This window comes from Pseudovibrio sp. W64 (genome assembly GCF_001623145.1).
Taxonomy (GTDB): Bacteria; Pseudomonadota; Alphaproteobacteria; order Rhizobiales; family Stappiaceae; genus Pseudovibrio.
The window spans coordinates 80,020-105,795 of sequence record NZ_LMCI01000030.1 but is presented as its reverse complement, the minus strand read 5'-3'; the positions used below and the strand labels follow the sequence as shown (position 1 = coordinate 105,795).

At 51.9% G+C, this 25,776-nt stretch carries 24 protein-coding genes; 17 read left to right on the top strand and 7 right to left on the bottom strand.

What is annotated here, in order from left to right:
• Window positions 1–26 precede the first annotated feature (26 nt).
• Window positions 27–713 (bottom strand): helix-turn-helix transcriptional regulator, encoded by a 687-nt coding sequence (locus tag PsW64_RS13345; protein WP_063303924.1) that lies wholly within the window; start codon window positions 711–713, stop codon window positions 27–29.
• A 144-nt stretch (window positions 714–857) separates the two neighbouring features.
• Here PsW64_RS13345 and PsW64_RS13340 point away from each other — a divergent pair, with 144 nt between their 5' ends.
• Window positions 858–1,346, top strand: a complete 489-nt coding sequence (locus PsW64_RS13340; RefSeq protein ID WP_153042374.1) for a RidA family protein — start codon at window positions 858–860, stop codon at window positions 1,344–1,346.
• Window positions 1,347–1,516: 170 nt separating this feature from the next.
• Here PsW64_RS13340 and PsW64_RS13335 read toward each other — a convergent pair whose 3' ends face one another.
• From PsW64_RS13335 to PsW64_RS13325, 3 genes are read right to left on the bottom strand one after another with little or no spacing between them, the layout of a single operon-like run.
• Window positions 1,517–1,918, bottom strand: a complete 402-nt coding sequence (locus PsW64_RS13335) for a GFA family protein (RefSeq protein ID WP_063303922.1) — start codon at window positions 1,916–1,918, stop codon at window positions 1,517–1,519.
• On the bottom strand, window positions 1,915–2,379 hold the full coding sequence (locus PsW64_RS13330) for an SRPBCC family protein (protein ID WP_063303921.1): 465 nt from the start codon (window positions 2,377–2,379) through the stop codon (window positions 1,915–1,917). The genes PsW64_RS13335 and PsW64_RS13330 overlap by 4 nt, the downstream gene beginning before the upstream one ends.
• Window positions 2,363–2,698: an ArsR/SmtB family transcription factor gene (locus PsW64_RS13325; RefSeq protein ID WP_063303920.1), complete on the bottom strand. Its 336-nt coding sequence runs from the start codon at window positions 2,696–2,698 to the stop codon at window positions 2,363–2,365. The genes PsW64_RS13330 and PsW64_RS13325 overlap by 17 nt, the downstream gene beginning before the upstream one ends.
• 174 nt (window positions 2,699–2,872) lie before the next feature.
• Here PsW64_RS13325 and modA point away from each other — a divergent pair, with 174 nt between their 5' ends.
• The 13 genes from modA (at window position 2,873) to PsW64_RS13260 (ending at window position 19,470) form a co-directional block, all read left to right on the top strand.
• Window positions 2,873–3,658: a molybdate ABC transporter substrate-binding protein gene (gene modA, locus PsW64_RS13320; RefSeq protein WP_063303919.1), complete on the top strand. Its 786-nt coding sequence runs from the start codon at window positions 2,873–2,875 to the stop codon at window positions 3,656–3,658.
• Complete coding sequence (gene modB, locus PsW64_RS13315) at window positions 3,655–4,359, top strand: molybdate ABC transporter permease subunit (protein ID WP_063303918.1); 705 nt, start codon at window positions 3,655–3,657, stop codon at window positions 4,357–4,359. Before modA ends, modB begins: the two co-directional genes overlap by 4 nt.
• Window positions 4,352–5,419 (top strand): molybdenum ABC transporter ATP-binding protein, encoded by a 1,068-nt coding sequence (gene modC / locus PsW64_RS13310; protein WP_063303917.1) that lies wholly within the window; start codon window positions 4,352–4,354, stop codon window positions 5,417–5,419. The genes modB and modC overlap by 8 nt, the downstream gene beginning before the upstream one ends.
• Window positions 5,420–5,512: 93 nt before the next feature.
• Window positions 5,513–7,342, top strand: coding sequence for a sensor histidine kinase (locus PsW64_RS13305; protein ID WP_063303916.1), 1,830 nt, complete (start codon window positions 5,513–5,515; stop codon window positions 7,340–7,342).
• Between the two features lies 1 nt (window position 7,343).
• The gene (locus tag PsW64_RS13300; protein WP_063303915.1) at window positions 7,344–8,711 is read left to right on the top strand and encodes a sigma-54-dependent transcriptional regulator; all 1,368 of its coding nucleotides are present in this window, start codon (window positions 7,344–7,346) and stop codon (window positions 8,709–8,711) included.
• A gap of 179 nt (window positions 8,712–8,890) precedes the next feature.
• Window positions 8,891–9,892, top strand: a complete 1,002-nt coding sequence (locus PsW64_RS13295; RefSeq protein ID WP_063303914.1) for a DctP family TRAP transporter solute-binding subunit — start codon at window positions 8,891–8,893, stop codon at window positions 9,890–9,892.
• A 121-nt stretch (window positions 9,893–10,013) separates the two neighbouring features.
• A complete protein-coding gene (locus PsW64_RS13290) occupies window positions 10,014–10,646 on the top strand; it encodes a TRAP transporter small permease (RefSeq protein ID WP_063290431.1) in 633 nt (210 codons plus the stop codon).
• Between the two features lie 5 nt (window positions 10,647–10,651).
• Window positions 10,652–12,052, top strand: a complete 1,401-nt coding sequence (locus PsW64_RS13285) for a TRAP transporter large permease (RefSeq protein WP_057460816.1) — start codon at window positions 10,652–10,654, stop codon at window positions 12,050–12,052.
• 152 nt (window positions 12,053–12,204) lie between these two features.
• Window positions 12,205–13,218, top strand: coding sequence for a DctP family TRAP transporter solute-binding subunit (locus PsW64_RS13280; protein ID WP_063303913.1), 1,014 nt, complete (start codon window positions 12,205–12,207; stop codon window positions 13,216–13,218).
• A gap of 82 nt (window positions 13,219–13,300) precedes the next feature.
• The gene (locus tag PsW64_RS13275; RefSeq protein WP_063303912.1) at window positions 13,301–14,485 is read left to right on the top strand and encodes a citrate/2-methylcitrate synthase; all 1,185 of its coding nucleotides are present in this window, start codon (window positions 13,301–13,303) and stop codon (window positions 14,483–14,485) included.
• Between the two features lie 346 nt (window positions 14,486–14,831).
• Window positions 14,832–15,764 carry a LysR substrate-binding domain-containing protein gene (locus PsW64_RS13270; RefSeq protein WP_063291799.1) on the top strand — a complete coding sequence of 311 codons (933 nt, stop codon included), beginning with the start codon at window positions 14,832–14,834 and terminating at the stop codon, window positions 15,762–15,764.
• A gap of 331 nt (window positions 15,765–16,095) precedes the next feature.
• Window positions 16,096–17,742 carry a U32 family peptidase gene (locus PsW64_RS13265; RefSeq protein ID WP_063303911.1) on the top strand — a complete coding sequence of 549 codons (1,647 nt, stop codon included), beginning with the start codon at window positions 16,096–16,098 and terminating at the stop codon, window positions 17,740–17,742.
• Between the two features lie 348 nt (window positions 17,743–18,090).
• Window positions 18,091–19,470, top strand: a complete 1,380-nt coding sequence (locus PsW64_RS13260; RefSeq protein WP_063303910.1) for a methyl-accepting chemotaxis protein — start codon at window positions 18,091–18,093, stop codon at window positions 19,468–19,470.
• Window positions 19,471–19,610: 140 nt separating this feature from the next.
• Here the strand turns inward: PsW64_RS13260 and PsW64_RS13255 are convergent, their stop codons facing one another.
• Window positions 19,611–20,693: a MaoC family dehydratase gene (locus PsW64_RS13255; protein WP_063303909.1), complete on the bottom strand. Its 1,083-nt coding sequence runs from the start codon at window positions 20,691–20,693 to the stop codon at window positions 19,611–19,613.
• Window positions 20,694–21,225: 532 nt separating this feature from the next.
• Here PsW64_RS13255 and PsW64_RS13250 point away from each other — a divergent pair.
• The 3 genes from PsW64_RS13250 to PsW64_RS13240 all read left to right on the top strand — a co-directional run bounded on the left by PsW64_RS13250 (window position 21,226) and on the right by PsW64_RS13240 (window position 22,737).
• Entirely contained in the window at window positions 21,226–21,417 is a 192-nt protein-coding gene (locus PsW64_RS13250; protein WP_057460807.1) for a hypothetical protein, read from the top strand.
• A gap of 109 nt (window positions 21,418–21,526) precedes the next feature.
• The gene (locus tag PsW64_RS13245) at window positions 21,527–21,910 is read left to right on the top strand and encodes a RidA family protein (RefSeq protein WP_063303908.1); all 384 of its coding nucleotides are present in this window, start codon (window positions 21,527–21,529) and stop codon (window positions 21,908–21,910) included.
• Between the two features lie 149 nt (window positions 21,911–22,059).
• Window positions 22,060–22,737, top strand: a complete 678-nt coding sequence (locus tag PsW64_RS13240) for a carbonic anhydrase (RefSeq protein ID WP_063303907.1) — start codon at window positions 22,060–22,062, stop codon at window positions 22,735–22,737.
• 63 nt (window positions 22,738–22,800) lie between these two features.
• On the opposite strand, the gene PsW64_RS13235 is transcribed toward PsW64_RS13240, so the two are convergent.
• Together PsW64_RS13235 and PsW64_RS13230 are read right to left on the bottom strand one after the other, a co-directional pair.
• Entirely contained in the window at window positions 22,801–24,240 is a 1,440-nt protein-coding gene (locus PsW64_RS13235) for an APC family permease (protein ID WP_063303906.1), read from the bottom strand.
• Window positions 24,240–25,670 carry an amino acid permease gene (locus PsW64_RS13230; protein ID WP_063303905.1) on the bottom strand — a complete coding sequence of 477 codons (1,431 nt, stop codon included), beginning with the start codon at window positions 25,668–25,670 and terminating at the stop codon, window positions 24,240–24,242. Before PsW64_RS13230 ends, PsW64_RS13235 begins: the two co-directional genes overlap by 1 nt.
• Window positions 25,671–25,776 lie beyond the last annotated feature (106 nt).

The window sequence follows — 25,776 nt, the reverse complement described above, 5'->3', positions numbered from 1 at the left end:
AGATGTGGTCTGATTGGGCCCTGTGGTTACTCGCATTCTTTTTCGCGCTCGAAGTAATCGCGCAGCAAGCCTACTCGTTTGGGGCGGAAGGATTCTTCCAGAAACTCGACTGACTGGATCCGGTCCAGCCGGAACATGCGGAAATCTTCTCGTAAACAACACCAGGAGATCAGAGCCTGCACTTCGCTGAAGAAGTAGATGGTGAGCGGCCAGACTTTGCGTTTTGACAGGCTGTCCTTCAGGTCCAGATAATTCAGAGACACCGCTTGCTCATTCCAAATTGCTTCGCGAAGACCGGGGAAGTCTGCCTCGGATGTGGGCGTGTTGCGCAAGATGTGGCTGCCGACGGTTGCATGCCGCAATCGCTGGCGCATGCTTTGCGGAAGGCTTGCTTCCAGCTTCACCAAAGCATTTTGTGCTGCATACGTGAATTCTATGTTGCCGAGTTTGGCGACGGTATGCAGGCCAAGAGCCAGCGCTTCCACCTCGTCAGCTTCAAAATGCATTGGCGGCAATGAGGGGTCTTCTGTCAGCGTATAGCCAAAGCCTGCCTCCCCATCGATGATTGCGCCGGAGGACCGAAGGCTTTGAATGTCTCGGTAGATGCTGCGCTGGGAGACTTCCATTTCCAAAGCCAGCCTTGATGCCGTCACTGGTGAGGGCAATCGCCGCAAGACTTGCATCAGGCGAATTAGGCGGTCAGAGCGGCTCACGAACAGTCTCCAGTTTCAACAGGTCTACGCATGATTGAGTTTAAGTATAACCATGCTGACAAAAATTGTCAGGAGCCCTTTCGTATTCAGGTGCAGCACAGAGCTAACACATCAAGTTCCAGGAAACTGGCTATGGAGACGGGCATGTTGCACCTAAAAAATATTTTTGTAATTGGAGGACTCCTCGCAATGTCTACTAGTTTTTCAACCAGCATTTCAGCCGCTGCAACTGCGGATAAACTTAGTATCGTCAATCCCCAGAGCCTTTATGACCCATCTGCCCATGGCTACAGCGTGTCCGTGGTTGCGCCAGCTGGTGCACGGATTGCTTATGTCTCCGGGCAAGGTGGGGCTGATGATAAAGGCGCTTATTCGCCCGAGTTTTCGGTACAGGTTAAACAGGCTTATGCCAATTTGAAAAAAGTACTTGATGCGCTTGATGCCACGCCAGCTCAGGTTGCCAAGCTCACCGTCTATGTGGTGGAGCATGATCCATCTAAGCTTGGCGTGCTGACTCAGAATGTCATGGAGATGTTTGGAAAAACGCTGCCGGCACAAACGCTGGTTCCTGTTCCTAAGCTGGCAATTGACCCAATGCTGTTTGAAGTGGAGGCGGTTGTTATTCTTCCATAGTTTTTGCCAGGCTCGGGTTTCCTTTGGGATGCGTGCGCAGCTGCGATGATGCTCTCTGTTTCCTCGCGCTCCACATTCGGTGGTATTTGCCGTTGGGGATAGTGGCTGGCCGGAATGCCGGTGCATCGGTCGTTGACTGAACCGGAGATATAGTGCGGGCCGGGCCGGACTCACTTTGGCGCGGCTTCAAGGTTTTTCATCGGTGGGTCCCAGGGCTGAGCGGCTTCTTCGAAGACGATGACACTGGGGGAGAAGTGGCTTGGGTCGTCCAATGTGGCAGCGTGGATGTAGATGCGGTTCGGAAAGCGCTCTGTGCGGCTGGTGAGTGGGGAACCGCAGGTTGGGCAAAAGCCGGAGTAGGTTGCAGCGCCGTTGTCGCTTATGGCTTTGTGTTCGCGGACTTCCCCTTGAAACTGGATACCTGCGATATCTATTGCGAAGGCTGAGGAGTGGCCGGTTCCGGTGGAACGCTGGCATTTACGGCAGTGGCAGTTGAAGGAAAACTCGATTTCGCCGTTTGCTTCATAACGGACGGCACCGCAGGCACATCCGCCAGTGAGTTGCTCTGTCATTCTTCCAGTCTCCTTAGCCATTCGCCAAAACAGGTGATGCCGCGGCCCCAGCCGTAGGTGAGAGCTTGGGCTGCTTCCTGTGTTGGCAGTTGTTCGTGAAGGATGGTGATGCGGACGCCGCCGGCTTCTTCGGTGAATGTCACAGTTACCAGTGTGTCGCGTCCGTTTGTGAGGTGTTTGTCTTCCTCACTTTCCCACGTGAAGATCAGCGTGTTCGGGCGAGAAATTTCAACATATCGGCCTGAGTGATGAGAGGGCATGCCAGTGTTTGGCACCATGCGAAAGCGCCAGCGACCGCCGGGGGTAAGGTTTAGCTCCAGAACTTCGGCGGTATAGCCGGGTGGGCCGAACCAGCTTGTGATGGCTTTGGGATCTGTCCAGCCGGTGAATGCGGTTTCCAGATCAGTGGCAAACCACATGCTCTCGTTGACGCTGAAACTGATGTCAGCTGCATTCGCCATCATCATCTCCCTGCTTGTTGAGATAAGCGCTGAAAGAGGTCAGCTTCTGCTGCCAGAAGGCTTTGTGGCGATCTGTCCACTCCAAAACTGGATCGAGACCAGCGGTGGCGAGTTCGCAGTGGTGTTCACGGCCTTTGACTACGCGCCTGATCAGCTGAGCTTCTTCGAGAACCTTCAGGTGCTGTGATATTGCGCCCGGTGTCATGTCGTGATTAGTGCTGAGTTGCTTGACGGTTTTATTGCCGTGAAGCAGATCGTCCAGCATCTGGCGACGGACTGGATTGGCAAGAGCGGCGAATGTGGTATTCAGGTTTGTCATGGTTTAGCTATTTCTATACTGTTTAGTCATATCTAAACTATATATCTCTCAGGTCAAGACCCCGATTGATTAACCGCTTGACGAAACCCACGTGGGCCTTGATATGAGTCAGTGGTTCGGGTGGGTTAGGTCCTTATAGTTCAAGCCGGACTCGCGAAATGGAGTATTCTGGCTGTGACTGGTTTCTGGCGTTTTCTTTCTGCTGCTGTTGTAAGCTTCGCGCTGGTTGTTGGCAGTGGGGCTGCATCGTTTGCGCAGGAGCCGGAGCGTATTCTGGTGTTTGCAGCTTCCAGCCTGAAAGATGTGTTGGAAGATGCCGGTGCACAGTTTGATCAGACCCATAACACCCAAACAGAGTTCTCCTTTGGTGGGTCTCAGAGTATTACACGCCATGTTGTTGCCGGTGCGCCTGCTGATTTGCTGGTGACAGCGGATGATGAGTGGATGGCGTATGCCGTGAAGAATGGCGTGCTGGTGGAGGGCAGTGTTGTGGAGCTGGCCTCCAACGGGCTTGTGCTGGTTGGCTCTGAAATGCTGGGCGCTGAAGAGGTTGAGCTGAAGCCGGAAGCGTTGCAAGCTGCATTGGCGGATGGGCGTTTGGCGATGGGGGAGCCGGAGACGGTGCCTGCCGGGCGCTATGGCAAAGAGGCGCTGATTAATCTCGGTTTGTGGGAGAGTGTTGCTCAGCGTGTGGCGCCGATGGAGAATGTACGCATTGCTCTGGCCGCTGCTGCACGGGGGGAAGTGCCTTTGGCGCTGGTCTACTCTTCTGACGCGAAAGTGGAGCAAGGTGTGCGGGTGCTTGCGGAAATACCGCAGGACAGTCATCGTGCTATTGTGATTCCGGGAGCCTTGACCTTAACGCACTCCAAGAGTAGCGGAGAGTTCATGGCGTTTTTGAAGAGTGCTGAGGGGCGCAAGATCTTTCAGGCTCATGGTTTCAAAGTGAGCGGCGATTGAGCTTTTATCTGACGGATGCAGAATGGGCAGCTATCCAGCTGTCGCTGCAGGTTGCAAGCCTTGCAATTGCGATTGCGCTGCCACCCGCGGTTCTGCTCGGCTATGCTCTCGCGCGCTGGAAGTTTCCCGGTTATACGCTGGTGAATGCCTTGGTTCATTTGCCGATTGTGCTGCCGCCTGTGGTGACAGGTTATGTGCTGCTGGTGCTGTTTGGGCGGCAGGGCATGCTGGGCAGCTTTTTTGCCGATGTATTCGGCATCGTGTTTGCCTTCCGCTGGACAGGGGCTGCGCTGGCGGCGGGGATCATGGCGTTTCCGCTGATCATTCGGCCTGTAAAGCTTTCCTTTGAGTTGTCAGATGGCCAGCTGGAAGAAGCGGCGCATTCGCTGGGCACGTCTCGGCTCAAAACCTTTTTGCTGATCACGCTGCCGCTGGCACTGCCGGGTATCCTGAGCGGTGCGATCCTCGGGTTTGCAAAAGCGATGGGTGAGTTTGGGGCGACAATTACGTTTGTTTCCAATATTCCCGGAGAGACACGGACGCTGTCACTTGCGCTTTATACTGAGATGCAAAGCCTTTCCGGAGATGCGGGGGCGATCCGCCTGACTGTGATTGCGGTTGTGGTTTCCATCGGTGCTTTGGTGTTCTCCGAGGTGATCTCGCGGCGGCTTTCCCGCAGGTTGGGAGGTCAGCATGATTGATGTTGATGTTGCCAGCCGGTTGGGTGATTTCTCGCTTTCCGCCAAGTTTGCGGTGAACAGCGGGATAACGGCAATCTTCGGCAAGTCCGGTGCTGGCAAGTCCTCGTTGATCCGCATGATTGCGGGCTTGAGCGCGCCGGATAGTGGACGCATTGCGCTGGGCGAGCGTGTTGTGTTTGATCGGGCAGCTTCCATCAATATGCCAATTCAGCACCGCGGTGTGGGCATGGTGTTTCAGGATTCCCGCCTGTTTCCGCATATGAATGTGGAGCGGAACCTGCTCTATAGCCAATGGGCAGCGGGGCGTAAGTCTGCTGTCAGTCTGGGTGAAATTGCAGAGCTGCTGGGGATCTCTCACTTGCTGAAGCGGCGACCTCATGGGCTTTCCGGCGGCGAAAAGCAACGGGTGGCGATTGGGCGAGCATTGCTTTCCAATCCGCAGCTGCTTGTGCTGGATGAGCCGCTGGCCTCGCTGGATGCCTCGCGCAAAGCGGAGATCCTGCCGTATCTTCTTAAGCTGAAGAACGAGTTCGGCATTCCGATGCTGTATGTGAGCCATAGCCTTGGTGAGATTGAGCAGCTGGCGGATACGCTGGTGTTGCTAGACGCTGGCAATGTGGTTGCGCATGGACCGATTGCGCAGATGCTGAGCAATTTGGAACTGCCGCAACTGGCAAGCGGGCCGGATGCCGGCTCACTGCTGTTTGCCACGCTGAACACCTATGATGAGCAGTGGCAGATCACCGAGTTTGGTCTGGAGGGGCAGACGTTGCAGCTTCCGGGGTTGCTCGGCCAGGCGGGGCAGGATGCGCGTGTTCGCATCAAGGCCAAGGATGTTGCTCTTGCGCGTAAAGCGCCAGATGCAGCTTCCATCCGCAATGTACTTTCTGTCGTGATTGAAGGCATTACGGAGACCTCCGGCCCATATGCCGAGGTGGATTGCCGGGTTGGAGAGCAGCATTTGCGGGCGCGACTGACACGCCATTCTGTACACGAGTTGCAGTTGGCTGCCGGACAACAGGTATTTGCTTTGATCAAAAGTGTTGCGCTAGACCAGTGAACGAACACGGGTTACACCGTAAGTGATTAAGCGCATTTGGTGATGCCTTGAGAGGCATTGCGGCTAGCTTCTAAGTTAAATCGGACAAGCGACGTGAACAGGACAAGCAGATCTGAGCGATGGCAGCGGGTCTCCAGTGTTGCACTGGTGACGTTTGCTATATTTGCGCTCGTGGTTGCCTGGGTCGCGATGCAGTTGAGTAGTCAGTTTTATATGGCTGACTTGCAAACGCGTGGGCAGGCGACCTTATCTGTGCAGGCCGCTGGGCTTGAGAAGTATCTCGATAAGTACCGCTTGTTGCCGCCACTGCTGGCGCGGCGCTCTGATATTGTGCAGATCCTTGCCAATAATGAACATGAGCGCGGGCAGAATGTTGCCAAGGTGATTGCAGGTATGTCTGGTGCGCAGGAAGTTTGGTTCCAAAAACCGGATGGCCAGATTGTTGCTTCCAACCTGGTTGATAACGCCAGTATGGCGGAGCAGGGCATGTCCTCTTATGCGGATGCGTTGCAAGCGGCGCGGCAAGGGCGGCTTGGGCGGCAATTGGTGCTATCGCGCAGTGGCGGACCAGCCAGCTATGTGTTTATCGCTCCGGTTCGGCAGGGGGAGCACGACTACGGCTTTATTGCGGTTCGTGTGAGCCTTGAAGGGGTTGAGCAATCCTGGGCGCTTTCAAAGGATCGCCTTGTTGCTGTTGATCAAAACGGTATTGTGGTTGCCACCAACCAATCTAGTTGGCGTGGAGAGCGGTTGTTTGCACAGCGTACAACGCGACGCGGACGGGTGTCCGCTACTCTCAATGGGGTGATTGAGCAGCGTTGGTATGATCTGGATTTCCAGCTTGTGCGATTAAGCCCACCTTTCAACAAACCCAACTTCCAGATGATTGAGCAGGAGCTGCCTGTGCTGAACTGGAAGGTGGTGTTGTTTGCCGATACCTCTCAGGTTCGACAACAGTCCATCTGGGCGGCGCTGGTGGCTTTGCTGCTGTGTGTTGTGAGTGGTGGTCTGTTCTGGATGGCGGGTGAGCGGCGACGCCGGTTGCTCGAGCGTATCCGGCAGGACAAGGTTTATGCGGCGCGGCTGGAAGAGCGCGTGCATGAGCGTACCCGTGAGCTTTCCACCATGAACGCCTTGCTGGCGCAGGAAGTGAAAGAACGTGAGGCTGCAGAAAAAGGCTTGCAACAGGCGCAGGCCAGTCTGGTGCAGTCTGCCAAACTGGCAACACTGGGCGAAATGTCTGCTGCGCTTTCTCACGAATTTAACCAGCCACTGGGCGCGATCCGCACGCACTCAGAAAATGCGCAGGTGTTGATTGAGACGGGTAAGTCAGACCGGGCGTTGAAGAGCCTTGGCAAGATTGTTGCTATGGTGGAGCGCATGGCGGCGATCAGCCAAATCCTGAAAGGGTTCACCCGTAAAGCGGGGCGTGATCTTACTCCGGTGAAGGTTTCTGCCGTTGTTGGCGAGGTGCTGATGCTGACGGGCCCCCGTTGCAAACAGATGGGCGTGCACACTGAGGTGGTGCAGGACGACAAATCCATTGAGGTTCTGGCTGGGCAAGTGCGTCTTGCGCAGGTGCTGATGAACCTGATGAGCAATGCGCTGGATGCCATGAAGGAGCAAGCTGAGCCGTGTATCCGGATTTTGGTTTCTCGCCATGAGCAGCAAGTGATTATCCGCTTTGAGGACAACGGTCCCGGTGTACCAGATGATGTTGTTGCGAGCATTTTCGACCCGTTCTTCACTACAAAGGATGTGGGTGAAGGATTGGGGCTTGGCCTTTCCATTGCCTATAAGATAATCGAGGATCTTGAAGGGCAGCTGCGCTATGAGCAATCTGAGCTTGGTGGTGCATGTTTTGTGATTGTGCTGAAGGATGCCACGGAGACTTCCGGCGATCTTGAGGAAGAAGAAGTTTAGTATGGACGTATGGGCGATCGATAAAGCCACCATTCTTCTGGTCGATGACGACGAAGATATGCGTGAAGCGCTGGTGGAAGGGCTAGAACTGGCAGACTATCACGTGGTGTCGTTTTCTCGCGCTGAAGAAGCGTTGGAGCACATCACGCATGAGTTCTATGGCGTTCTGGTCAGCGATATCCGTATGCCCAAGATGGGTGGCTTTGATCTGATGAAAGCTGCCTTCGAGATCGACAGTGCGTTGCCTGTGGTGCTGATTACGGGCCATGGTGATGTACCGCTGGCGGTGGAAGCCATGCGCGCCGGGGCCTATGATTTTAAAGAGAAGCCGTTTCCGGTTAGTGGGCTGGTTGCCGTTGTGGAGCGTGGGCTGGAAAAGCGCCGTTTGACGCTGGAAAACCGCGTGCTGCGTGAGGAGCTGGGCAAGCTCTCAGGTCTGGAAGAGCGCATTGTTGGCAAATCCCCGTCCATGGAAGAGCTGCGGAGTACGATTACCGCGCTGTCTGGCACGGATGCGGATGTGCTTATTCTGGGTGAGACAGGTTCTGGCAAAGAAGTGGTTGCGCGTGCTTTGCATGAGGAAGGTTTGCGTAAAGATGGACCGTTTGTGGCGTTGAACTGCGGAGCGCTGCCTGCTGATATCATCGAGAGTGAGCTTTTTGGGCATGAGAAAGGCGCTTTTACCGGTGCAAGTGGCTTGCGGATTGGCAAGCTGGAGCATGCGCATGGCGGGACGGTGTTTCTGGATGAGATTGAGTCCATGCCGCTCGACTTGCAGGTGAAGTTGCTGCGAGTTTTTGAGACGCGGACGATTGAGCGTCTTGGGTCGAACAAATCTATTCCGCTGGACCTGCGTTTTGTGGCAGCGACCAAAGAAGATCTGGAAGCGGCCTCCAACCAAGGGCGGTTCCGGAAGGATTTGTTTTACCGCCTCAACGTGATCACACTGGCTATTCCGCCGCTGCGAGAACGGCTGGAGGATATTCCGGTGCTGTTCCATTACCTCACCCGTGGGGCGCGGGCGCGTTACCGGAAAGAAGTGCCGGAGATTTCGCGAGAGTTTCTCGGTGAACTGATGCAGCGGGAGTGGCCGGGCAATGTGCGCGAACTGCGCAACGTGGCAGACCGGTTTGTGCTGGGGCTGGAAGGTCAGCCAAAGGCAGCTGGTGCGGCGGCTGCCGTTTCGGGCTCGCAGAGCGGTACGCTGGCTGAGCGCGTAAGTACCTATGAACGCGATATTATTGCTGCCGAGCTTGAGAAGAACGACGGCAAGATTAAGCCGACGTATGAAGCGCTGTCCGTCTCCCGCAAGGCGCTTTATGAAAAGATGAAGAAGTACGGGCTTGGCAAGGACGAGATTGGTGAATAGAAATGTGTCGAATTCGACACATCTTTGAGTAGTCAATGTTACTTATTCGTAACAAATGTAATTCGAATAATTAGGTAAATATCCGTAAGTATCTGAAAATACTAATAGTATTAAAACTGGCACGCAGATTGCTTTTGGTATCGCGAGGAGCTTCGCTCCGTTCCATCTGGGAGGATACTATGAAGAAATTGGTTACTGCTGCCACAGTTGCAGCTGGCATGTTCATCGCTACTCAAGCCGTTGCTGCTGAAGCGTGTGATCCGGGTGAAGTTGTTATCAAGTTCAGTCACGTTGTGTCTGCGACCGGCCACCCAAAGGGTGACTTTGCGACTGCATTGGCAGAGCGTATCAACACTGAGATGAATGGTAAGGCCTGTATGCAGGTTTTCCCAAGCTCCCAGCTGTTTGATGATGACAAAGTGATGGAAGCTCTGCTGCTCGGCGATGTTCAGATCGCTGCGCCTTCTCTTGCTAAGTTCGAAGCTTACACACTCAAGTACCGTGTGTTTGACCTTCCGTTCCTGTTCTCCGACATGGATGCAGTGAACAACTTCACACAGGGTGAAAAGGGTCAGGAACTGCTGGGCGCGATGTCTGACATCGGCTTTGTTGGTCTCGGCTACGTTTACAACGGCATCAAGCACTTCTCCGCCAACAAGCCTTTGCTGACACCTGCTGATGCTGCTGGCCTGAAATTCCGCGTTCAGACCTCTGATGTTGCTGTTGCGATGATTGAAGCAATGGAAGCAAACGCGCAGAAGCTTGCGTTTAAAGAAGTATACGGCGCACTGCAGACCGGCGTTGTTGATGGTCAGGAAAACACCTGGTCCAACATCTACACCAAGAAGTTCTTTGAAGTTCAGGACGGTATTACAGAAACCAGCCACCAGCTGCTGTCTTACCTTGCTGTGACCTCTCAGGAATGGCTCGATAGCCTTGATCCAGAAGTTCGCGACCAGTTCATCACTATCTTCACCGAAGTGACCAACGATGCGAACGCTCGCTCTTCCGCTATCAACGAAGCGAACAAGCAGAAGATCATTGAATCTGGTGTAGAAGTTCGCAGTTTGACACCTGAGCAGCGTCAGCAGTGGGTTGACGTGATGAAGCCTGTATGGGGCAAGTTTGCTGATGACATCGGTCAGGATGTGATCGACGCTGCCGTCGCAGCAAACAACTAATCCAATACATCTTGATAGGTCTGTCCGGCTATTGGTCGGGCAGACCCTGAAAAACCACAATGGTTTCTTTTTCGGTGCCGCAACACACTGAGAAATGAGAGTGCTGTTGGGGGAGGGCGCTTTGTCTCGACTAAATAAAATAATAGATGCTTTCGAAGAAGGCTTTATCGCCACCATCCTTGCGGTGATGACGCTGGTCACCTTCTGGCAGGTCGTCATGCGGTACGGCTTTAACTCGGGTTGGGGTGGCGCGCTACAGTTCACCCGCGTGCTGTTTGCATGGCTTATTCTCTTCGGCATGAGCTACGGCCTGAAAATTGGCTCGCACCTTGGCGTTGATGCTTTCATCCGCTTGTTTCCGAAACCGGTCTTCCGCACCTTCGGGCTGATTGGTGCGCTGGTGACGTTGCTGTATGCGGCGCTGCTGTTTGATGCAGACTGGTTTGGCTGGTTGCTTGGGCTTGATAACCGCGGGTCTTCCGGCGGTGCATTCGACTACGTGGCGAAATACTACAAGCTTCCAATCGGCATGGAAGATCTGAAGTTTCCTGAGTGGTATCAGGAGATGTTTGGCGTGAAAGAGCGTGTTCCACGGTGGTGGGGCTATGTCATCCTGCCAATCGGTCTTGCCCTTCTGGCTTTCCGGTCGCTGCAAATGTGCTGGTTCATTCTGACTGGCCAACGCGACACGATGATTGCCGCGCACGAAGCTGAAGAGCTCGTTGAAGAAAACAAAGACGTGCTGAAGGACTAAGCCCAATGGAAACCGCTGTTCTCTTTTTGCTGCTCTTTGGGCTGCTTCTTATCGGGGCACCAATCGCGATTGCGCTTGGCTTGTCTTCCGTTCTCTACATCGCGCTGTTCTCTCATGACTCTATGAGCTCTGTGACCATTCAGATGTTCAATGCGTCGCAGAACTTTACACTGCTCGCGATCCCGTTCTTCATTCTGGCTTCCAGCTTCATGTCCACTGGTGGGGTTGCCCGTCGTATCGTGAACTTTGCTGTCGCTACTGTTGGCTGGGTGCGTGGTGGTCTGGCTATGGCTGGCGTGCTGGCCTGTATGATCTTTGCTGCGCTTTCTGGTTCGTCTCCAGCGACTGTGGTTGCGATTGGTACCATCGCGATTGCTGCGATGCGTCAGGCTGGTTACTCCAAGGAATTTGCTGCAGGCATTATCGCCAATGCTGGTACGCTGGGAATTCTGATCCCGCCTTCCATCGTGATGGTTGTTTATGCGGCTGCAACCAACGTTTCTGTTGGGCGCATGTTCCTGGCGGGTGTTATTCCGGGCATTGTTGCTGGTCTGATGCTGATGGTGACGATCTACATCATCGCCCGCAAGAAAAACCTGCCTGCGCAACCGTTCCCAAGCATCAGGGTGCTGTGGTCCACGTTTGCTGAAGCTGCGTTTGGTATGTTCCTGATTGTGATCATTCTTGGCGGTATTTACGCAGGTGTGTTTACACCAACAGAAGCTGCGGCTGTGGCAGCTGTGTATGCGTGTCTGATTGCTCTGTTCATCTATCGTGACATGGGGCCGCTGAAGGACAAGAAATGGCGTAAGTCTGGTGAAGGACTGCTTGAGGCAATTGTCCGTAATATTGGATTGAGTGTTCTTTACTTCTTCCCTGCTTTCTTCCACCGGGATACCCGCAAGGTGCTGGTTGAGAGTAGTAAGACCACGATTATGTTGATGTTCATCATCGTGAATGCGCTGCTCTTTGCTCACACACTCACTGCAGAGCGTATCCCGCAGGTCATTACCGACTGGATGTTAGGTGCAGGTTTCAACTGGTTCACCTTCCTGATTGCCGTCAATATTATCCTGCTGATTGGTGGTCAGTTCATGGAACCATCCGGTTTGCTGCTGATTGTGGCGCCTGTGGTGTTCCCGATTGCTGTGGAGCTGGGCGTTGATCCAATTCACCTGGGTATCATCATGGTGGTGAACATGGAGATTGGCATGATCACACCGCCTATCGGGCTCAATCTGTTTGTGACCTCGGGCATAACGGGTATGAGTCTGGTGCAGGTGGTGCGTGCCGCTGCACCGTTTGTGATGGTTCTGCTGGTGTTCCTCGTATTGGTTACGTACTTGCCATGGCTCTCCACGGCGCTGCCGACCTATATGATGGGGCCAGAGGTTATCGTCAGGTAGCTGGCACCAAGATATGTTTTGAAAGGCCGGGGCATTTGCTCCGGCTTTTTTGTTGCGGCTTATTCGAGGCAAATGCAGAGCAATAGCTTAGGCGGATTTTGGTGAGAAACTGCGATAATAGGCGGGTACCGTAATGTTGTCGTGAGGAGCTGATGAGGAGAGCGTTCACCGCTGTAATTCTTGCTCTGGGCGTTGTTTTCGCCACACCTGCGTTCGCCCAGATTGACTGTAAGCCTGGCGAAGTTGTTATCAAGTTCAGCCATGTTGTGCCGCCGAGAGGCCATCCTAAGGGTGACTTTGCGCGGATGCTGGCGGAGCGGGTGAACACCGAGATGGACGGTGTGGCCTGCATGCAGGTGTTTCCCTTTTCCCAGCTTTATGATGATGAGAAGGTGATGGAGGCCCTGATACTGGGTGATGTGCAGCTGGCGGCGCCTTCTCTTTCAAAACTGGAAGTTTACACCAACAAGTTCCGACTCTTTGATCTGCCTTTCCTGTTTGAGGACATGGATGCAGTACAGCGTTTTACTGCCAGCGAGAAGGGGCAGGAACTGCTTGATGTCATGTCTGATTTCGGGGTTGTTGGACTTGGGTACCTCTATGATGGATTAAAGCACTTTTCTGCCGATAAGCCGTTGCTCGTGCCTCCTGACGGGGCAGGGCTGAAGTTTCGGGTGCAGAATTCTGATGTAGCCGTTGCGATGATTGAGGCGATGGGAGCGAGTGCGCAGAAATTGGCGTTTAAAGAGGTCTATGGGGCTTTGCAGTTGGGGGTTGTTGATGGTCAGGAGAACAGCTGGTCCAACATCTTCACATCGAGGTTCTTTGAGGTTCAGGACGGGATTACTGAGACCAACCATCAATTGCTGGCTTATGTTGTGTTTGCGCCCAAGGAGTGGTTGGAAAGCTTGAAGCCTGATGTGCGAGAGCAGTTTCTGACGATCTTCAAAGAAACGCTGACCAAGGCTAATGCGCAAGCTGCGCAGACGAGCGACGAGAACCGGCAACGGATTGTCGATGCTGGTTATACTGTGCGTGAGTTGACGCCAGAACAGCGCCAGCAATGGGCGGATGTGATGCGACCTGTTTGGGGTGAGTTTGAAGATGAGATCGGCAAGGATCTGATTGCTGCTGCTGAGGCCTCTAATGCGACCAAGGGCAACTGACAGTCTTCTGATTGAACATCTATAGTATTGCGTGTGCCTGCCTTATTCGTATGATCAACGTTGATCATGTAATAGGTGCGCCATGTCTGAAGTTATTTATCTTTCCGCTAAAGAAGCTGCCAATGAGTTGGGGGTGCGCCCGGCCACGCTGTATGCCTATGTGAGCCGTGGGTTGGTCCGCTCGGTTCAAGGGCCGGGGAGGACGCGGCTCTATGATGCTTCAGATATCCGCTTCCTGCGAAGTCGTCGGGCTGGAGAAGGCTCTGAGGAACGGGATGGGCAGTCCCGCAATGCTGCTGCAAAGGGCGTGCTTGAGACCAAGCTGACGCTTTTGACAGATGAGGGGCATTACTACCGCGGTCAGTCTGCACTGGAACTTGCAAAGGCTGGTACGCTTGAAAGTGTCGCCACGCTGCTGTGGGATTGTGAGAATGACCCGTTTGCTCAGCCTGCGCCTCATGCCGTCGAGGTGATGAGCGGGCACCAGAGGCCCGCTGAGCGGGCGATTGTGGCGCTCTGTTCCTGGCCGGAACAAGACAGCGCGGCCTATACGCTGTCTCAGGAGCTGCTCAAGCGAAAAGGGGCGTGCCTCATTCGCCTTGCAGCCAGTGCGCTACTGATGCAAGCGCCGAGCACTGACCCGATGCACCGACAGATTGCTCAAGCCTGGGGCGTGAAGAATGAAAAGGCTATCGATCTGATCCGTGCGACGCTTGTTTTGTGTGCTGACCATGAGCTTAATACCAGCGCATATGCGGTGAGATGTGCGGCTTCGACACGGGCGCCGCTGCATGCTGTTCTTGTTTCCGGGCTTGGAGCGTTTATGGGCCCCAGACATGGAACAAACGCAGAGCGCGTGCTGAGTTGGCTGAAGCATATTCATGTAGCTGACGATATAGAGAACGTGTTGCAAGAGCGATGTATGAACGGCGAATATCTGCCGGGACTTGGGCATTCCGTATACGGCGGGCCTGATCCAAGGGGCGAATTTCTATTAGGCAAACTCATGCAAAGTGAGCTGGATCACCCGCTTGTTGCACTGATTCCACCATTACTGGAAAGATCTCAGGAGCTTTTCGGAAAGCACATGAATGTGGATTTTCCACTAGCACTTTTGGAGCAGATTTTGGGCTTACCAAAAAATTCTGCCGGAATTTTGTTTTGTATTTCAAGAATTAGCGGCTGGATCGCTCAGGCGCTCGAACAATATCAAATGCAAGAACAAATACGTCCGCGTGCTGCATATGTTGGTATTCGTCCGACCTGAAGCAGGCGTCAGTTGAATAGTTAATTTTTTTGATCTTTAACCTAGGCGTGTATCCCGACCCTATTCTATGATCTCCTAGCGTAAAATTGATATTGTTATGTTCTTTCTCTGTAATGAATTTTATATCGATTATTTATACTGAATATCAAAAAGTATTCCGTAGATTATCAATAATTGAGTAGTTTGTGTGTGGTGTTATCTATTGTGGAAATGTGCTCTTTTACATAACTTTTGACGTGACCTAGTTGATTTGAGGGTGTTCAAATTGGGGAGGCGCTATGTTACGTCTACATCATTAATCGGAATATTGGTTGTATCTCTCACTCTATCAAGAATAAGGCATTTCATGAATCGTTTGCCCCCTTTGAATGCTTTGGTCGCGTTTCGTGCAGTTATGGAAACTGGGAGTTTGGTTTCGGCGGCCCAAAAGCTAGCAATTACCGCTAGTGCGGTCAGTCACCGGCTCAAAGCGCTGGAGGATCACCTCGGACTGGAGCTGTTTGAGCGCCGTTCCAGAGCGGTTTTCCCGACTGCAGCGGCCTATCGATATGCCTCGGAGATTGCCGAGGCATTTGACAGAATCTCAACTGCGACGCGCACTATCGAAGCCGTCGGGAACAGGGATACCTTGAGTATCCATTGTTCTTCAAGCTTCGCCAGCAATTGGTTGCTGCGCCGTCTTCGTTCGTTTACTGCGCATAACTCAGAGATCACCGTGACTGTTTCCAGCAGTGGCTCTGATCAGAATATTGAAGGCGGGCTTTATGACCTTGTCTTCACGCGCCAGTCCAATACTCCAGAAGAGTTTCAGGAGATCTCTTTGGGACGCGAGAAGTTTCGTCCGCTGATTTCACCTGAACTGCTGGACAATCTTGGCTACCCGAAAAAGCCGAATGAGCTGTTGAAGCTGCCGATTATTCGCAGTGAAGGTGCCACGGTTTCCTGGGAGACATGGCTGTCTGAAGCTGGTGTTCCAAACCCGATCGTCAACGAGATGATGGTGTTTGAGAATGCGGCTCTTTCTCTTGACGCTGCCGAAAAGGGGTTCGGCATTGTTCTAGAGTCCAATCTGCTGAGTGCCGAAGCTGAAACCGCCGGACGCCTTGTTCCGATCTTCCCTGAATATCAGCGGGATGGTCGTGAACATAAGTTGATGTGGCGTGAGAAGCGTGGAGCTGAGCCAAAAATTCGCAGCTTCCGTGATTGGTTTGAAAATCAGTTGCGCTACGATTTCGTAGATGAAGAAGCTTATGAACCAGTGGCTGCGCTCGTCGATTAAGCGAGTGTTGCTGTTTGTAGTTGACGGCGGGGGCAATTAACCGTCAGCTTACATGAGTGTTCTTATGATTTGGGTGGGTACTTAGGTATCCGCCCATTTCTTTGTAAGCATAGTTATACGGATTTGTTGGAGTGGTGTGTTGCTGAGCGATGGAATTGCAGGAGCCCATCAAACTGGGTGAGACAAAATTGTTCTGTTCATCCTTGATGAAATCCCTTAGAAGCACCCCTAAATACGCGCCCTTTTGCTGTTTCCCAAAGACACTGCCGAGGCGCTGGTCAATAGCTCGACAACAGAGCTTTAGAAAACACCAGAGAATTTGGTCGCCACTATGAGAACTTCAGAACTCCTGATGCCTGCGGGCAACCTTCAGAAGCTAAAGATTGCTGTGCTTTATGGAGCAGATGCGATCTACCTTGGTACGCCAGATATGTCCCTGCGTACGAAGGCAGAGTTTACGCTTGAGCAGGTTGTTGAGGGGATTGAATTTGCGCATAAGCATGGCAAGCGTGTTTATCTGACGCTGAACCTGTTTTCTCATAACAAAGATGTTCCTAAACTGAAGGAATATGCTGAGACCATTCGCGATATTAATCCGGATGGGTTGATCATTGCTGATCCAGGTGTGTTCCAGTTTATGCGTAAAGAGCTGCCAAATGTGCCGCTGCATATTTCCACGCAGGCGAACGTTTGTTCGTGGCTTTCGGTTGATTTCTGGAAAGAGCAGGGCGCTGATCTGGTTGTGTTGGCGCGTGAAGTGTCCTTTCCTGAGCTTTCTGAAATTCGTGAGAAGTGCCCGGACATCCGTCTGGAAGCATTTGTTCATGGTGCGATGTGCATGACCTATTCTGGTCGCTGCCTGCTTTCCAACTTTATGGCAGAGCGTGGCGCGAACCAAGGGAACTGTGCAAACTCCTGTCGTTGGAATTACAAAGTGCGCATGCGCATGAAAGATGGCACGATCAACGAGCTTGAGCTGAACGAAGACAACATGGACATGTTTGAGTTCTTGCTGGAAGAGGGGTGCCGCCCTGGCGAGTTAATGCCAATTTTGGAAGATGGTCGTGGTTCTTACATTCTGAACTCCAAAGACCTGTGTCTGATGCCGAAGCTGAATGACTTCCTGCGCATTGGCGTGGATTCTCTGAAGATCGAAGGGCGTGGCAAGTCCATGTACTACGTTGCGGTTGTTGCACGTGCCTACCGCATGGCGATTGATGATTACTATCGTGACCCTGAGAACTGGAACCCGCAGAAGTACATGGATGAGATGTATAGTGTTGCCAATCGTGGCTACACCACTGCGTTCCATGAAGGCCGTTTGAACAACTATGCCCATAACTATGAAGACACACACTCTATTGGTGAGTGGGAATTCGCTGGTATTGTTGAGAAGGTGACTGACGAAGCGTTCTACATGAAAGTGAAGAACAAGATCGTTGCCGGGGAAGTGCTGGAATTCCTACAACCCCTGTCTGACGATAGTGTCTTGCTGCGTATCTATGAATTTGAAAATGCGAAGTCTGGTGAGATTACGCAGGAAGTACACGCTGGCAAGCAGCCATTGGTGCGAATCCCGTTCTCCTTGTTCGACAAAGACGATGCAGCGGACTTTAATGATCGCTTCCCGGTGAACACTGTGGTGCGTAAAGAGCGTCCGTTGACACCAGAGCAGTGGAGCCGCCTGAAGCTGGACCGGACTGCAGAGCGTATTGAAGCGCGTGGTGAAGCGACGAATGCGCAGCAGAACAAGTATGAGAGCCAGCGCGATCGATTGATTGATGCGATTGCTGAGGGAAGTCAGGATCGTAAACCAAAATCTCCTCGTCTTGGCTTGGAAGGTTGTTGTGGGCGTGGCTGTAACGGTTGCATGATCTTCTGGGAAGATCCGAAGTTTGAGAAGGCTCGCGAGATCCTGAAGACCAAAAAGCAGGGTGTGATGCTGGCGCGGAATGCGTTGAAGCACGAAGTGAGCTGATAGCTTAGTTAGATTGATGCATTCAAAGCCCCGGTCCGAAAAGTCGGGGCTTTTATTTTGTCTGACCCTTATGAGAACCCATTGAATCTCAAAGCTAAAACCATGCTTATTAGGCCAGTAAGCTATTATTAGTAATAATTTATGTATGTTTTAAGCATGAGTCTTTCAAGCTCATGAGTTTGACGTTGGGATAGTTGCACTTGTTGTCTTGAATGACCTGTTGTGGGGTACGTAAATACGCTGATCTTACTTGCTCAGTCTCTCGTGACTTGGCTGGGTTGTGGTGGTGAAAGATTGGCGTCTAGGGAATTATCTGCACTGAATGTGCAGTTTGGAAGGTAATTCAAGATGAACTGGTCCGGAATGTTGAAGAGCGCACCTAAAGCTCAGGGATCACATCAGGCAGATGTGGGCGGCATCAATCGTGAAGGAATTGATGCACTTCTGTTGGCTTTGATGGAAGATCGTCCACTTCCCGAAGTGGAAGGAGTTCCAGCAGATCTTTATGAGCGCTTTGAATCGCTGAAGCAGAAGCTTGATGATCAAGATGAGCGTACCCTTGGTCAAACGGTCGAGTACTCCCTGCAAGCCAGTGAAACGATGGCCGCGATCTCCCAAATCACATGGCATATCCGCAAAACGGATGAAGGTGCGCAGACAATTGCGACTGGTGTTGAAGAGCTGAACGTTTCGTTTTCTGAAATCGCCTCCAGCGCTCAAGGAGCTGCGGATGCGGTGGAATCTGCAAATGAGGCCATGCAGCAGGGAGAAACAGCAACTCGAGAATCTGCAGATGCAAGCCAGCATATTGGCCGGTTCTTTGAGAGTATGACTGCTGCTGCAAATGAGCTGACAACTGCCGCTGTTCAGATTGGGACCTTTGTCGGTACGATTGAGGGATTGGCCAAGCAAACAAATCTGCTGGCCCTGAACGCGACGATTGAAGCCGCGCGTGCTGGCGAAGCAGGCAAGGGCTTTGCTGTTGTGGCTTCCGAGGTGAAGGATCTCTCCGGTCAAACACAGCAGGCAACGGATGATATTCGTTGCCGGATTGAGACCTTGCAGGCTCACGTGAACGATGTGAACTCAGCTGTGAATGATGCGCAATCTCTGGTCAGCAAGAGTATTGATAACTCACAGAATGCAGAGAGTTTGATCTCTGAAGTGCTGCGCGATGTAGGAGTTGCGAGTACGCAGATGCGTGAAATTGCACGCCAGCTGACCCAGCAGGAAGAGGCAACAAGCGAAATCAATCGCGGTGTCCATGCAATTGCAGGGCATGCACGCGATGTGAATGAGCGGATTGAATATGTGATCCACACGGTTGCTCAATCTGAATCCATCGTGGAGGAGCAGTTTACTGAGTTTGATAAGCGAGGCGTACCGAACTTTATTCTACATCGTGCTAAGGCTGATCACATAATCTGGAAGAAGCACCTTGCCGAAATGTCAGTTGGCCTCAGTCATTTGCAGGTGAGTGAGCTTTCAGATCATCATCAGTGCCGTCTTGGCAAGTGGTATGACAAGGTAGATGATGCTCGTGTTCGCGATAGCCTGGCGTTTAAGAAACTGTTGCCTGTTCATGCTGAAGTTCACGAACAAGGCAAGGAATGCGCACGCCTTCTGGGAATAGCAGATCATGCAGGCGCAGACGCTGCTTACAAACGCATGGAAGACGCTTCTGCTGAGGTACTGCGCTATCTGGACGAGTTGTTGACCGAGCGGTGAGGTGAATTCCTGGAACTGATTGAAAATCAGAAAAGCCCGGGCAGGTGATGCGCCGGGCTTTCTTTTTGTGTTGTTTTATTTTTGTCGTTTGGCCGTATCCGTTCTTGAGAGGTTTTGGCTTCTCAAGGATACGATGAAGATCAAACCGGAATGACGACCCAGTAATCCAGATCAAGGATCACGCCGTCTTGGTACTTCCCGTCTTCATTCTTGTATGGGAAATCTCCGCAAATAAGATCTTTTGTTGCAACGAGGCGCAGGCGTAGTGCTGCGATATCGCTTCTTCCTTCAATCCGTTTTTTATCCAGAACCTCAGACCATGCATAAACGGTGTCACCCGCGAAGAGCGGTGCAACGTGTCGTCCTGCATTGATGCCTGTGATATGAAAAGCATTGCCTAGTCCGTTGAAAGACAAAGCACGCGCAAGCGAGATGACATGGCCACCATAGATCAGGCGTTTGCCAAAGCGGCTGTTTTTCTCGCTGTGATGATTGAAGTGGACTTTCGCTGTGTTCTGGTAAAGACGTGTTGCGAGCTGGTGTTCAGCTTCTTCCACGGTCATACCGTCGACGTGATCGATCTTTTCACCCACTTCGTAGTCATCGAAGCGGAATGGTGAACCGGACAGGTCGAAGTCCCAATCATCGATTGAAAGCTCTGGAACGGCTTGCCCCAGGCAGTCCTCCGAAATTCCGTCTGGCAGATCCGGCAGGGTGGTTTCTGGTGCAGACGCATTTTCATCGCGCTTTTTCACCATGACCCAGCGGGTGTATTCCAGAACCTTTTCAGGATTCCCTGGCTCTTTGTGGCGATAGCCAGTAGAGCGCACATAAACAACACCGGTTTTGCCGTTTGAATTTTCTTTCAGTCCGATGACTTCTGACGTGGCGGAGACTGTATCTCCGGCATAGACAGGCATCAGGAAACGGCAGTCGGAATACCCCAGGTTTGCGACGGCGTTCAGTGAGATATCTCCCACTGTTTTACCGAAGACCACATGGAAGACTAGCAGGTCATCCAATGGGTAATACGGGTATCCAATGTTTTCTGCAAAAGCAGTTCCCGACTGTACCGCAAATCGAGATCCGTATAATGCAGTATAAAGAGCTGTATCTCCTTCGTTTATTGTCTTTGGTGTTCCATGTCTTATGACCTGACCCACGTGAAAATCTTCAAAAAAGTTACCGCAAGACGTTTTTGTCTTAACCGCAGTTAACGTCATGTATGTAGTCCCCCAACAACAACACGGCAGGCATTGAATAAGAAGTATTTTTAGTTATCAAGCAACACCTTAGAAGGTTGACACTTCGCATAGTATGTGTCGCTTTTGATCTTTTTTCTCGTGCCCTTGTATTTTCCTTGGTTGTCCAATTGACTTGTTTAATTGAACAAATTCAATAGGTTGACGGATAATGTGGTGGTTTCCGCAATCCGTGCTCCAGATGATCGACAAAAATACTCGAGAGAAACAAGCAAGCTTTCTGTCCGTTTGAGATCCTTTATATCTCAGAATCAGTAGGAATGAGCAAATTAAATGTAGATTATGATTAGGTAATTGTGTCTTGTTTTTAGCTAAACCTACATCCTGACGTTGAAATTGTAGGATTGTGCAAGCGAATCAGTAAAAATGTTAGCAAATCTCGACTGATTCACTTTGAGTGAGTGTGCTGAGTTGTTCACTGTTTGGCCCCCTAAAACCGTAGGTTTTTCTTCAAGATCAAAGCGTTACTATGAGTGGTAGGAGGTTTTCGCCCATGGTGAGCTTTTTCTGGCGGATTGTAGGTGTTGTTTTGCTGGCGTGGGTCGCGTGGGATCTCTATGCGGGATACACGCTTCTTTATGATGTCATCTACAGAACTGAAGACCCGCTGATGTACTGGATTGGCATCGCTTTATGGACCGCACTTGGGCTGAGCTGCTTTTTCTCATCAAGTCGTCAGGAATAAGGCGCCAATTTCTCAATTGATCTGAGCTGTCCCGGTTGTATCCTACAAACACTAAATGCTGTTGGTGGTTCTGCCACAGCGTGTTGAGTTGTAGTCGAGGGAGGTTGTTATGTCGGAGAGAACCTTAATTTCGTCAGGATCACCCTTTGAAAAGACCGCTGGATATTCTCGTGCAGTTGTAGATGGTGACTTCGTCCATGTTTCTGGCACGACCGGATATGACTATTCGACGATGAAAATGCCAGAGGATGTGGGCGCACAGGCCGTTAATGCGCTGGAAACGATCAAAGACGCGCTTGGCGAAGCTGGTTGTTCGCTTAAGGATGTGGTTCGTGCGCGCTATTATGTGACTGACCGGAGTAACGTTGAGGCGGTTTTTGCCGTACTTGGTGAGTATTTTGGTGAAATCCGTCCTGCTGCGACCATGGTTATTTGCGCTCTCATTAAGGAAGAGATGAAGGTCGAAATAGAAGTCATGGCTCGAAGGAGCTAATCTGACTTTTGACTTTCGAGAAACTGGCAAAGTACATTGTGGGCGTGTATGCAGAGAAACTTTTAAGTTTCTGGTCTTTTCGCCAGTTGAAAGATCGTTTGCCTTAGCTATATAGGCAGACAATACCGACACTAACGAAATGGCGACGCATGACTGATTTTCCGAAAGAACTGCTGACTGGATACGGCCTTTATAAAGAGCGGATTTATCGCCAGTTTGAAGAGGAATATCAAAACCTCGCCATCTATGGCCAAGAACCTGAAGTGATGGTGATTTCCTGCTGTGATAGCCGGGTTACACCTGAAGGTATCTTCCATGCGCAGCCGGGTGAACTCTTTGTGGTTCGTAACGTGGCGAACCTGGTGCCTCCATTTATCCAAGGCGGTGGCACGCACGGTACCAGTGCAGCGCTTGAGTATGCAGTGACTGGCTTGAAGGTGAAGCATCTTGTTGTGCTGGGCCATTGCAAGTGTGGTGGTGTTCAGGCTTTCCGCGAAAGTAATGGCAAACTCAGCAAGACTGGTCAGTTTGTTGGACCGTGGATAAAGATGTTGGAACCAGCTGCGATCACGCTGGCTTGTACTCCTGTCGATAAACATGAAGATCCGCAACTTGCGCTGGAATATGCTGGTATTCGCCAGAGCCTGAAGAACCTGATGACGTTCCCGTTTATTGAAAAGCTTGTCACACAGGGAAATTTAGACATTCACGGTGCGTGGTTTGATATTGGCTCCGGTTCTTTGCGGGTTATGAACAAGGAAACCGAGATCTTTGAAGATGCGCAGGATCTGCGTGCGCGTTTGAAAGAGGAAAAAGCTGAGGACTAAGCCTTTGTAGGGCAAGAGGGCCAATCAGAGTGTTGGTTTGATAGAGTTTTGGAGGGTCGCGTTCTATGGTGTAGGGCGCGGCTTTTTTGTTTGTTTACTGGCTTTCCAATTGGGGCGGCGCACCTTCCAGAGAATGAACGGAATACTGAGTGTGAGGAACACGCCGGGGATGATGATTGCCAGATAAGTTGTTGCCGGAAAATCGGGTTCGTCGGGAGGTCGGAAGCCAATCATGAAGGCAATGAGTGAGATGCTGAAGCCGATACTGCCCAACACCCAGATGCCCCAGTTGCCGAACGGGACCTTATAGGTCCGCGGAACATTGGGGTATTTGTATCGGAGCCGGATTGCGGTGCTGTAGAGCAGCAAATACATGACGGAGTAAAGCAGGACGGCTGTTGAGGTGAGGTACAAAAACACCTCGTTGGTCTTCACGTGAAGCAGGAAAGCGGTTGCGATGAGTGTGGCGATGGTGGCCTGCACCAACATGAGTGGCACTGGCATATCGTGAGTGTTTGAGCCATGCAGGAATTTGGGAAGCATGCCATCGCGCCCGGCGACTGCGAGGCTTTTTACTGGTCCAGCAATCCAAGTGCTGACTTGTCCGGCAGCGCCAACAGCGATGAACATGGCTGCAATGGGTAAGATGTTCGGCACACCATAATGATCCAGCAGTATTGTGAAGGTTTGCAGGACGCCAAGGGTGTTTGAGATCTCGGTTGCCGGGATGATCATAGCGATGGTCAAACCACCCAGAAGAGAAATTGAAAAGCCGATGAATGCTGCGATGAGGATTGCGATTGGGTAGGTGCGTCGAACGTTCTGAACCTCTGTCGCATGGCCCGCTGAAACTTCCATTCCAATAAAACCAAAGAGGAAACTGAGGAAGAGGAACAAGGTTGAGGTTTGTGAGAGGGATGGGATGATATTGGCTGTGGTGAGGCTGATATCAATGGCGGGTTGGGCAGGCCCCGTCACGTAGAGCAGGCCCAGTATGATCATGGTGAGGGATGGAAAGATGGTTCCCGCTAGCAGGCAAATGCCAGCAATACGTTTTGTGATGCGAGTACCTTTGAAGTTTGCGAAGGTTGCGCCCCAGTAGATGATGATGACACCCGTGAACATGAGCCATGGGTTTTCATCAAGTGGACGATCAAACACAAATGCGAGGGCTGCAGTGGTGTAGGCAACGGTTGCGACCATGGCGAAAATGGCCTGAAACCACTGCAGGAAGATTGCCATGAAACCGAATGGGGCACCGAAAGCTTCCTGCACCCAGGTGTAGACACCATGCTTGGGCCAACCTGTTGCCAATTCTGCTGAAATGAGGGCGACTGGCAGGATGTAGCAAAGGATCACTGCTGTGTTGAAGAACAGGATCTTCATGCCGGTTTGTGCCATGAGCGGCATATTCAGCATAGTCATGAAGAGCGCTGTGGTCATAAACACCAAGTGCCAAAGGGTGATGTGATGCTTTGGCTGATTGCGTGGTGTTTTGGCCATCACTCTTGTCCTCTACTTTTCGAGGCGCGCGAGATTTTCTTGCGGCGCAGGAACCATATGCTGAGTGGAACCAGCAGGGCGAGTACAACAGCCACAACCATGAGACCTTCAAAGCTCTCTATTGAGAATGGCAGGGATGGTGGGGGAATGAAGCCGATCGCAAAGCAGCTTATGGCAGTCAACATGCCGATGATACCGAGCAGCCAGATGCCCCAATTGCCGCCGGGCACTCTGTAAGGGCGCGGGATATGCGGATGAGTGTAACGCAGGCGAATGGCTGCTACGAACATCAGCAGGTACATCAATGAGTAAAGCAGTACTGCTGTTGAGGTGAGGACGAGGAACACCAGATTGACGTTCTCGAAGAGGATGAAGCTCAGGGCAATGAATGAAATGAGAGATGCCTGCAGGATCAGAAGTGCTGTGGGGACGTTGTTTTTATTGGCTTTAGCAAAGTGTGCTGGCAGTAACCCCTTTCTGCTGGCGGCCCACATGCCTTTTACCGGACCAACTATCCAGGTGCTGACCTGACCGGCTGCCCCGACTGCGACCAGCAGCGCGATGAAGGGCGTCAGAATGGAGAGGCCATAAGCATTCAGATAAGCGGAGAAAGCCTGAAGGGCGCCGTTGATGTTGGAGATATTGCCTTTTTCGAGGATGAGTGAGACAGCAAGTCCACCCGCAAGGGTGATGACAAAGCCTGCGATCGCTGCTGTGAAAATTGCACGCGGATAGTTCTTTTGCGGGTTTTCTACTTCGTTTGCATGGCAGGCGGACACTTCGATGCCGACAAAGCCGAACACGAAGCTCATGAAGAAGACGAGGCTGGTGGTGTCGGAAAGTGATGGAACCCAGTTTGAGAGTGTTGCTGAGGTGTCGAGTGCAATGGTTTCGCCAACAAACAGATAGTAGATGCCAAAAAGGATCAGCAGGGCTGAGGGAAAGAAGACACCGATGGAGACAGCGTAACCTGAGATCTTCTCTGAGGTTTCTGTTCCTCTGAAATTGATCAGTGTTGCAGCCCAATAGAGGGCGAGCACCGAGAAGGTGATGTAGTAGCGATTTGAGCCCAGCTCCGGATCAAAGGCATATGTGAGTGTAGCTGTGGCATAGGCGACGATTGATGTGACGCCGAAGATGGACTGTATCCATTGCAGAAACACGGCCACGAAGCCGACGGGCGTGCCGAAAGCTGCTTCGACCCAATGGAACACACCGTTTTGCGGCCAGCCTGTTGCAAGTTCTGCTGAGATTAATGCTGTTGGAATGAGGAAAGCAAACACGGTGATGGCGTTGAGTAGGACCATTTGCATACCGGTCTCTGCCATCATTGGCATGTTTCGCAGGGTCATAAACAGTGCTGTGGTGATCAGCACCAAAGGGATGAATGCGATTTTGTGTTCAGCGCTGGGCGGTTTTTCCTGCTGCATGGGCCACCGGCATAGTCTTTGATGCTCTAAATTTTAAATTGAGGGCCTGAAAAAAGACTGAGAGTGCAGGTGGGAAGCGACTTGGTGGCATTAAGTTGCTGTTAGG

Bases quoted from the DNA above. Each gene is read 5' to 3' on its own strand.
- PsW64_RS13285 (WP_057460816.1), top strand. From the start codon at position 10,652: ATGGAAACCGCTGTTCTCTTTTTGCTGCTCTTTGGGCTGCTTCTTATC.
- PsW64_RS13295 (WP_063303914.1), top strand. From the start codon at position 8,891: ATGAAGAAATTGGTTACTGCTGCCACAGTTGCAGCTGGCATGTTCATC.
- PsW64_RS13335 (WP_063303922.1), bottom strand. From the start codon at position 1,918: ATGACAGAGCAACTCACTGGCGGATGTGCCTGCGGTGCCGTCCGTTAT.
- PsW64_RS13230 (WP_063303905.1), bottom strand. From the start codon at position 25,670: ATGCAGCAGGAAAAACCGCCCAGCGCTGAACACAAAATCGCATTCATC.
- PsW64_RS13265 (WP_063303911.1), top strand. From the start codon at position 16,096: ATGAGAACTTCAGAACTCCTGATGCCTGCGGGCAACCTTCAGAAGCTA.
- PsW64_RS13330 (WP_063303921.1), bottom strand. From the start codon at position 2,379: ATGGCGAATGCAGCTGACATCAGTTTCAGCGTCAACGAGAGCATGTGG.
- PsW64_RS13240 (WP_063303907.1), top strand. From the start codon at position 22,060: ATGACTGATTTTCCGAAAGAACTGCTGACTGGATACGGCCTTTATAAA.
- PsW64_RS13255 (WP_063303909.1), bottom strand. From the start codon at position 20,693: ATGACGTTAACTGCGGTTAAGACAAAAACGTCTTGCGGTAACTTTTTT.
- PsW64_RS13340 (WP_153042374.1), top strand. From the start codon at position 858: ATGTTGCACCTAAAAAATATTTTTGTAATTGGAGGACTCCTCGCAATG.
- PsW64_RS13235 (WP_063303906.1), bottom strand. From the start codon at position 24,240: ATGGCCAAAACACCACGCAATCAGCCAAAGCATCACATCACCCTTTGG.
- PsW64_RS13280 (WP_063303913.1), top strand. From the start codon at position 12,205: ATGAGGAGAGCGTTCACCGCTGTAATTCTTGCTCTGGGCGTTGTTTTC.
- modC (WP_063303917.1), top strand. From the start codon at position 4,352: ATGATTGATGTTGATGTTGCCAGCCGGTTGGGTGATTTCTCGCTTTCC.
- PsW64_RS13245 (WP_063303908.1), top strand. From the start codon at position 21,527: ATGTCGGAGAGAACCTTAATTTCGTCAGGATCACCCTTTGAAAAGACC.
- PsW64_RS13260 (WP_063303910.1), top strand. From the start codon at position 18,091: ATGAACTGGTCCGGAATGTTGAAGAGCGCACCTAAAGCTCAGGGATCA.
- PsW64_RS13270 (WP_063291799.1), top strand. From the start codon at position 14,832: ATGAATCGTTTGCCCCCTTTGAATGCTTTGGTCGCGTTTCGTGCAGTT.
- PsW64_RS13300 (WP_063303915.1), top strand. From the start codon at position 7,344: ATGGACGTATGGGCGATCGATAAAGCCACCATTCTTCTGGTCGATGAC.
- PsW64_RS13325 (WP_063303920.1), bottom strand. From the start codon at position 2,698: ATGACAAACCTGAATACCACATTCGCCGCTCTTGCCAATCCAGTCCGT.
- PsW64_RS13250 (WP_057460807.1), top strand. From the start codon at position 21,226: ATGGTGAGCTTTTTCTGGCGGATTGTAGGTGTTGTTTTGCTGGCGTGG.
- PsW64_RS13275 (WP_063303912.1), top strand. From the start codon at position 13,301: ATGTCTGAAGTTATTTATCTTTCCGCTAAAGAAGCTGCCAATGAGTTG.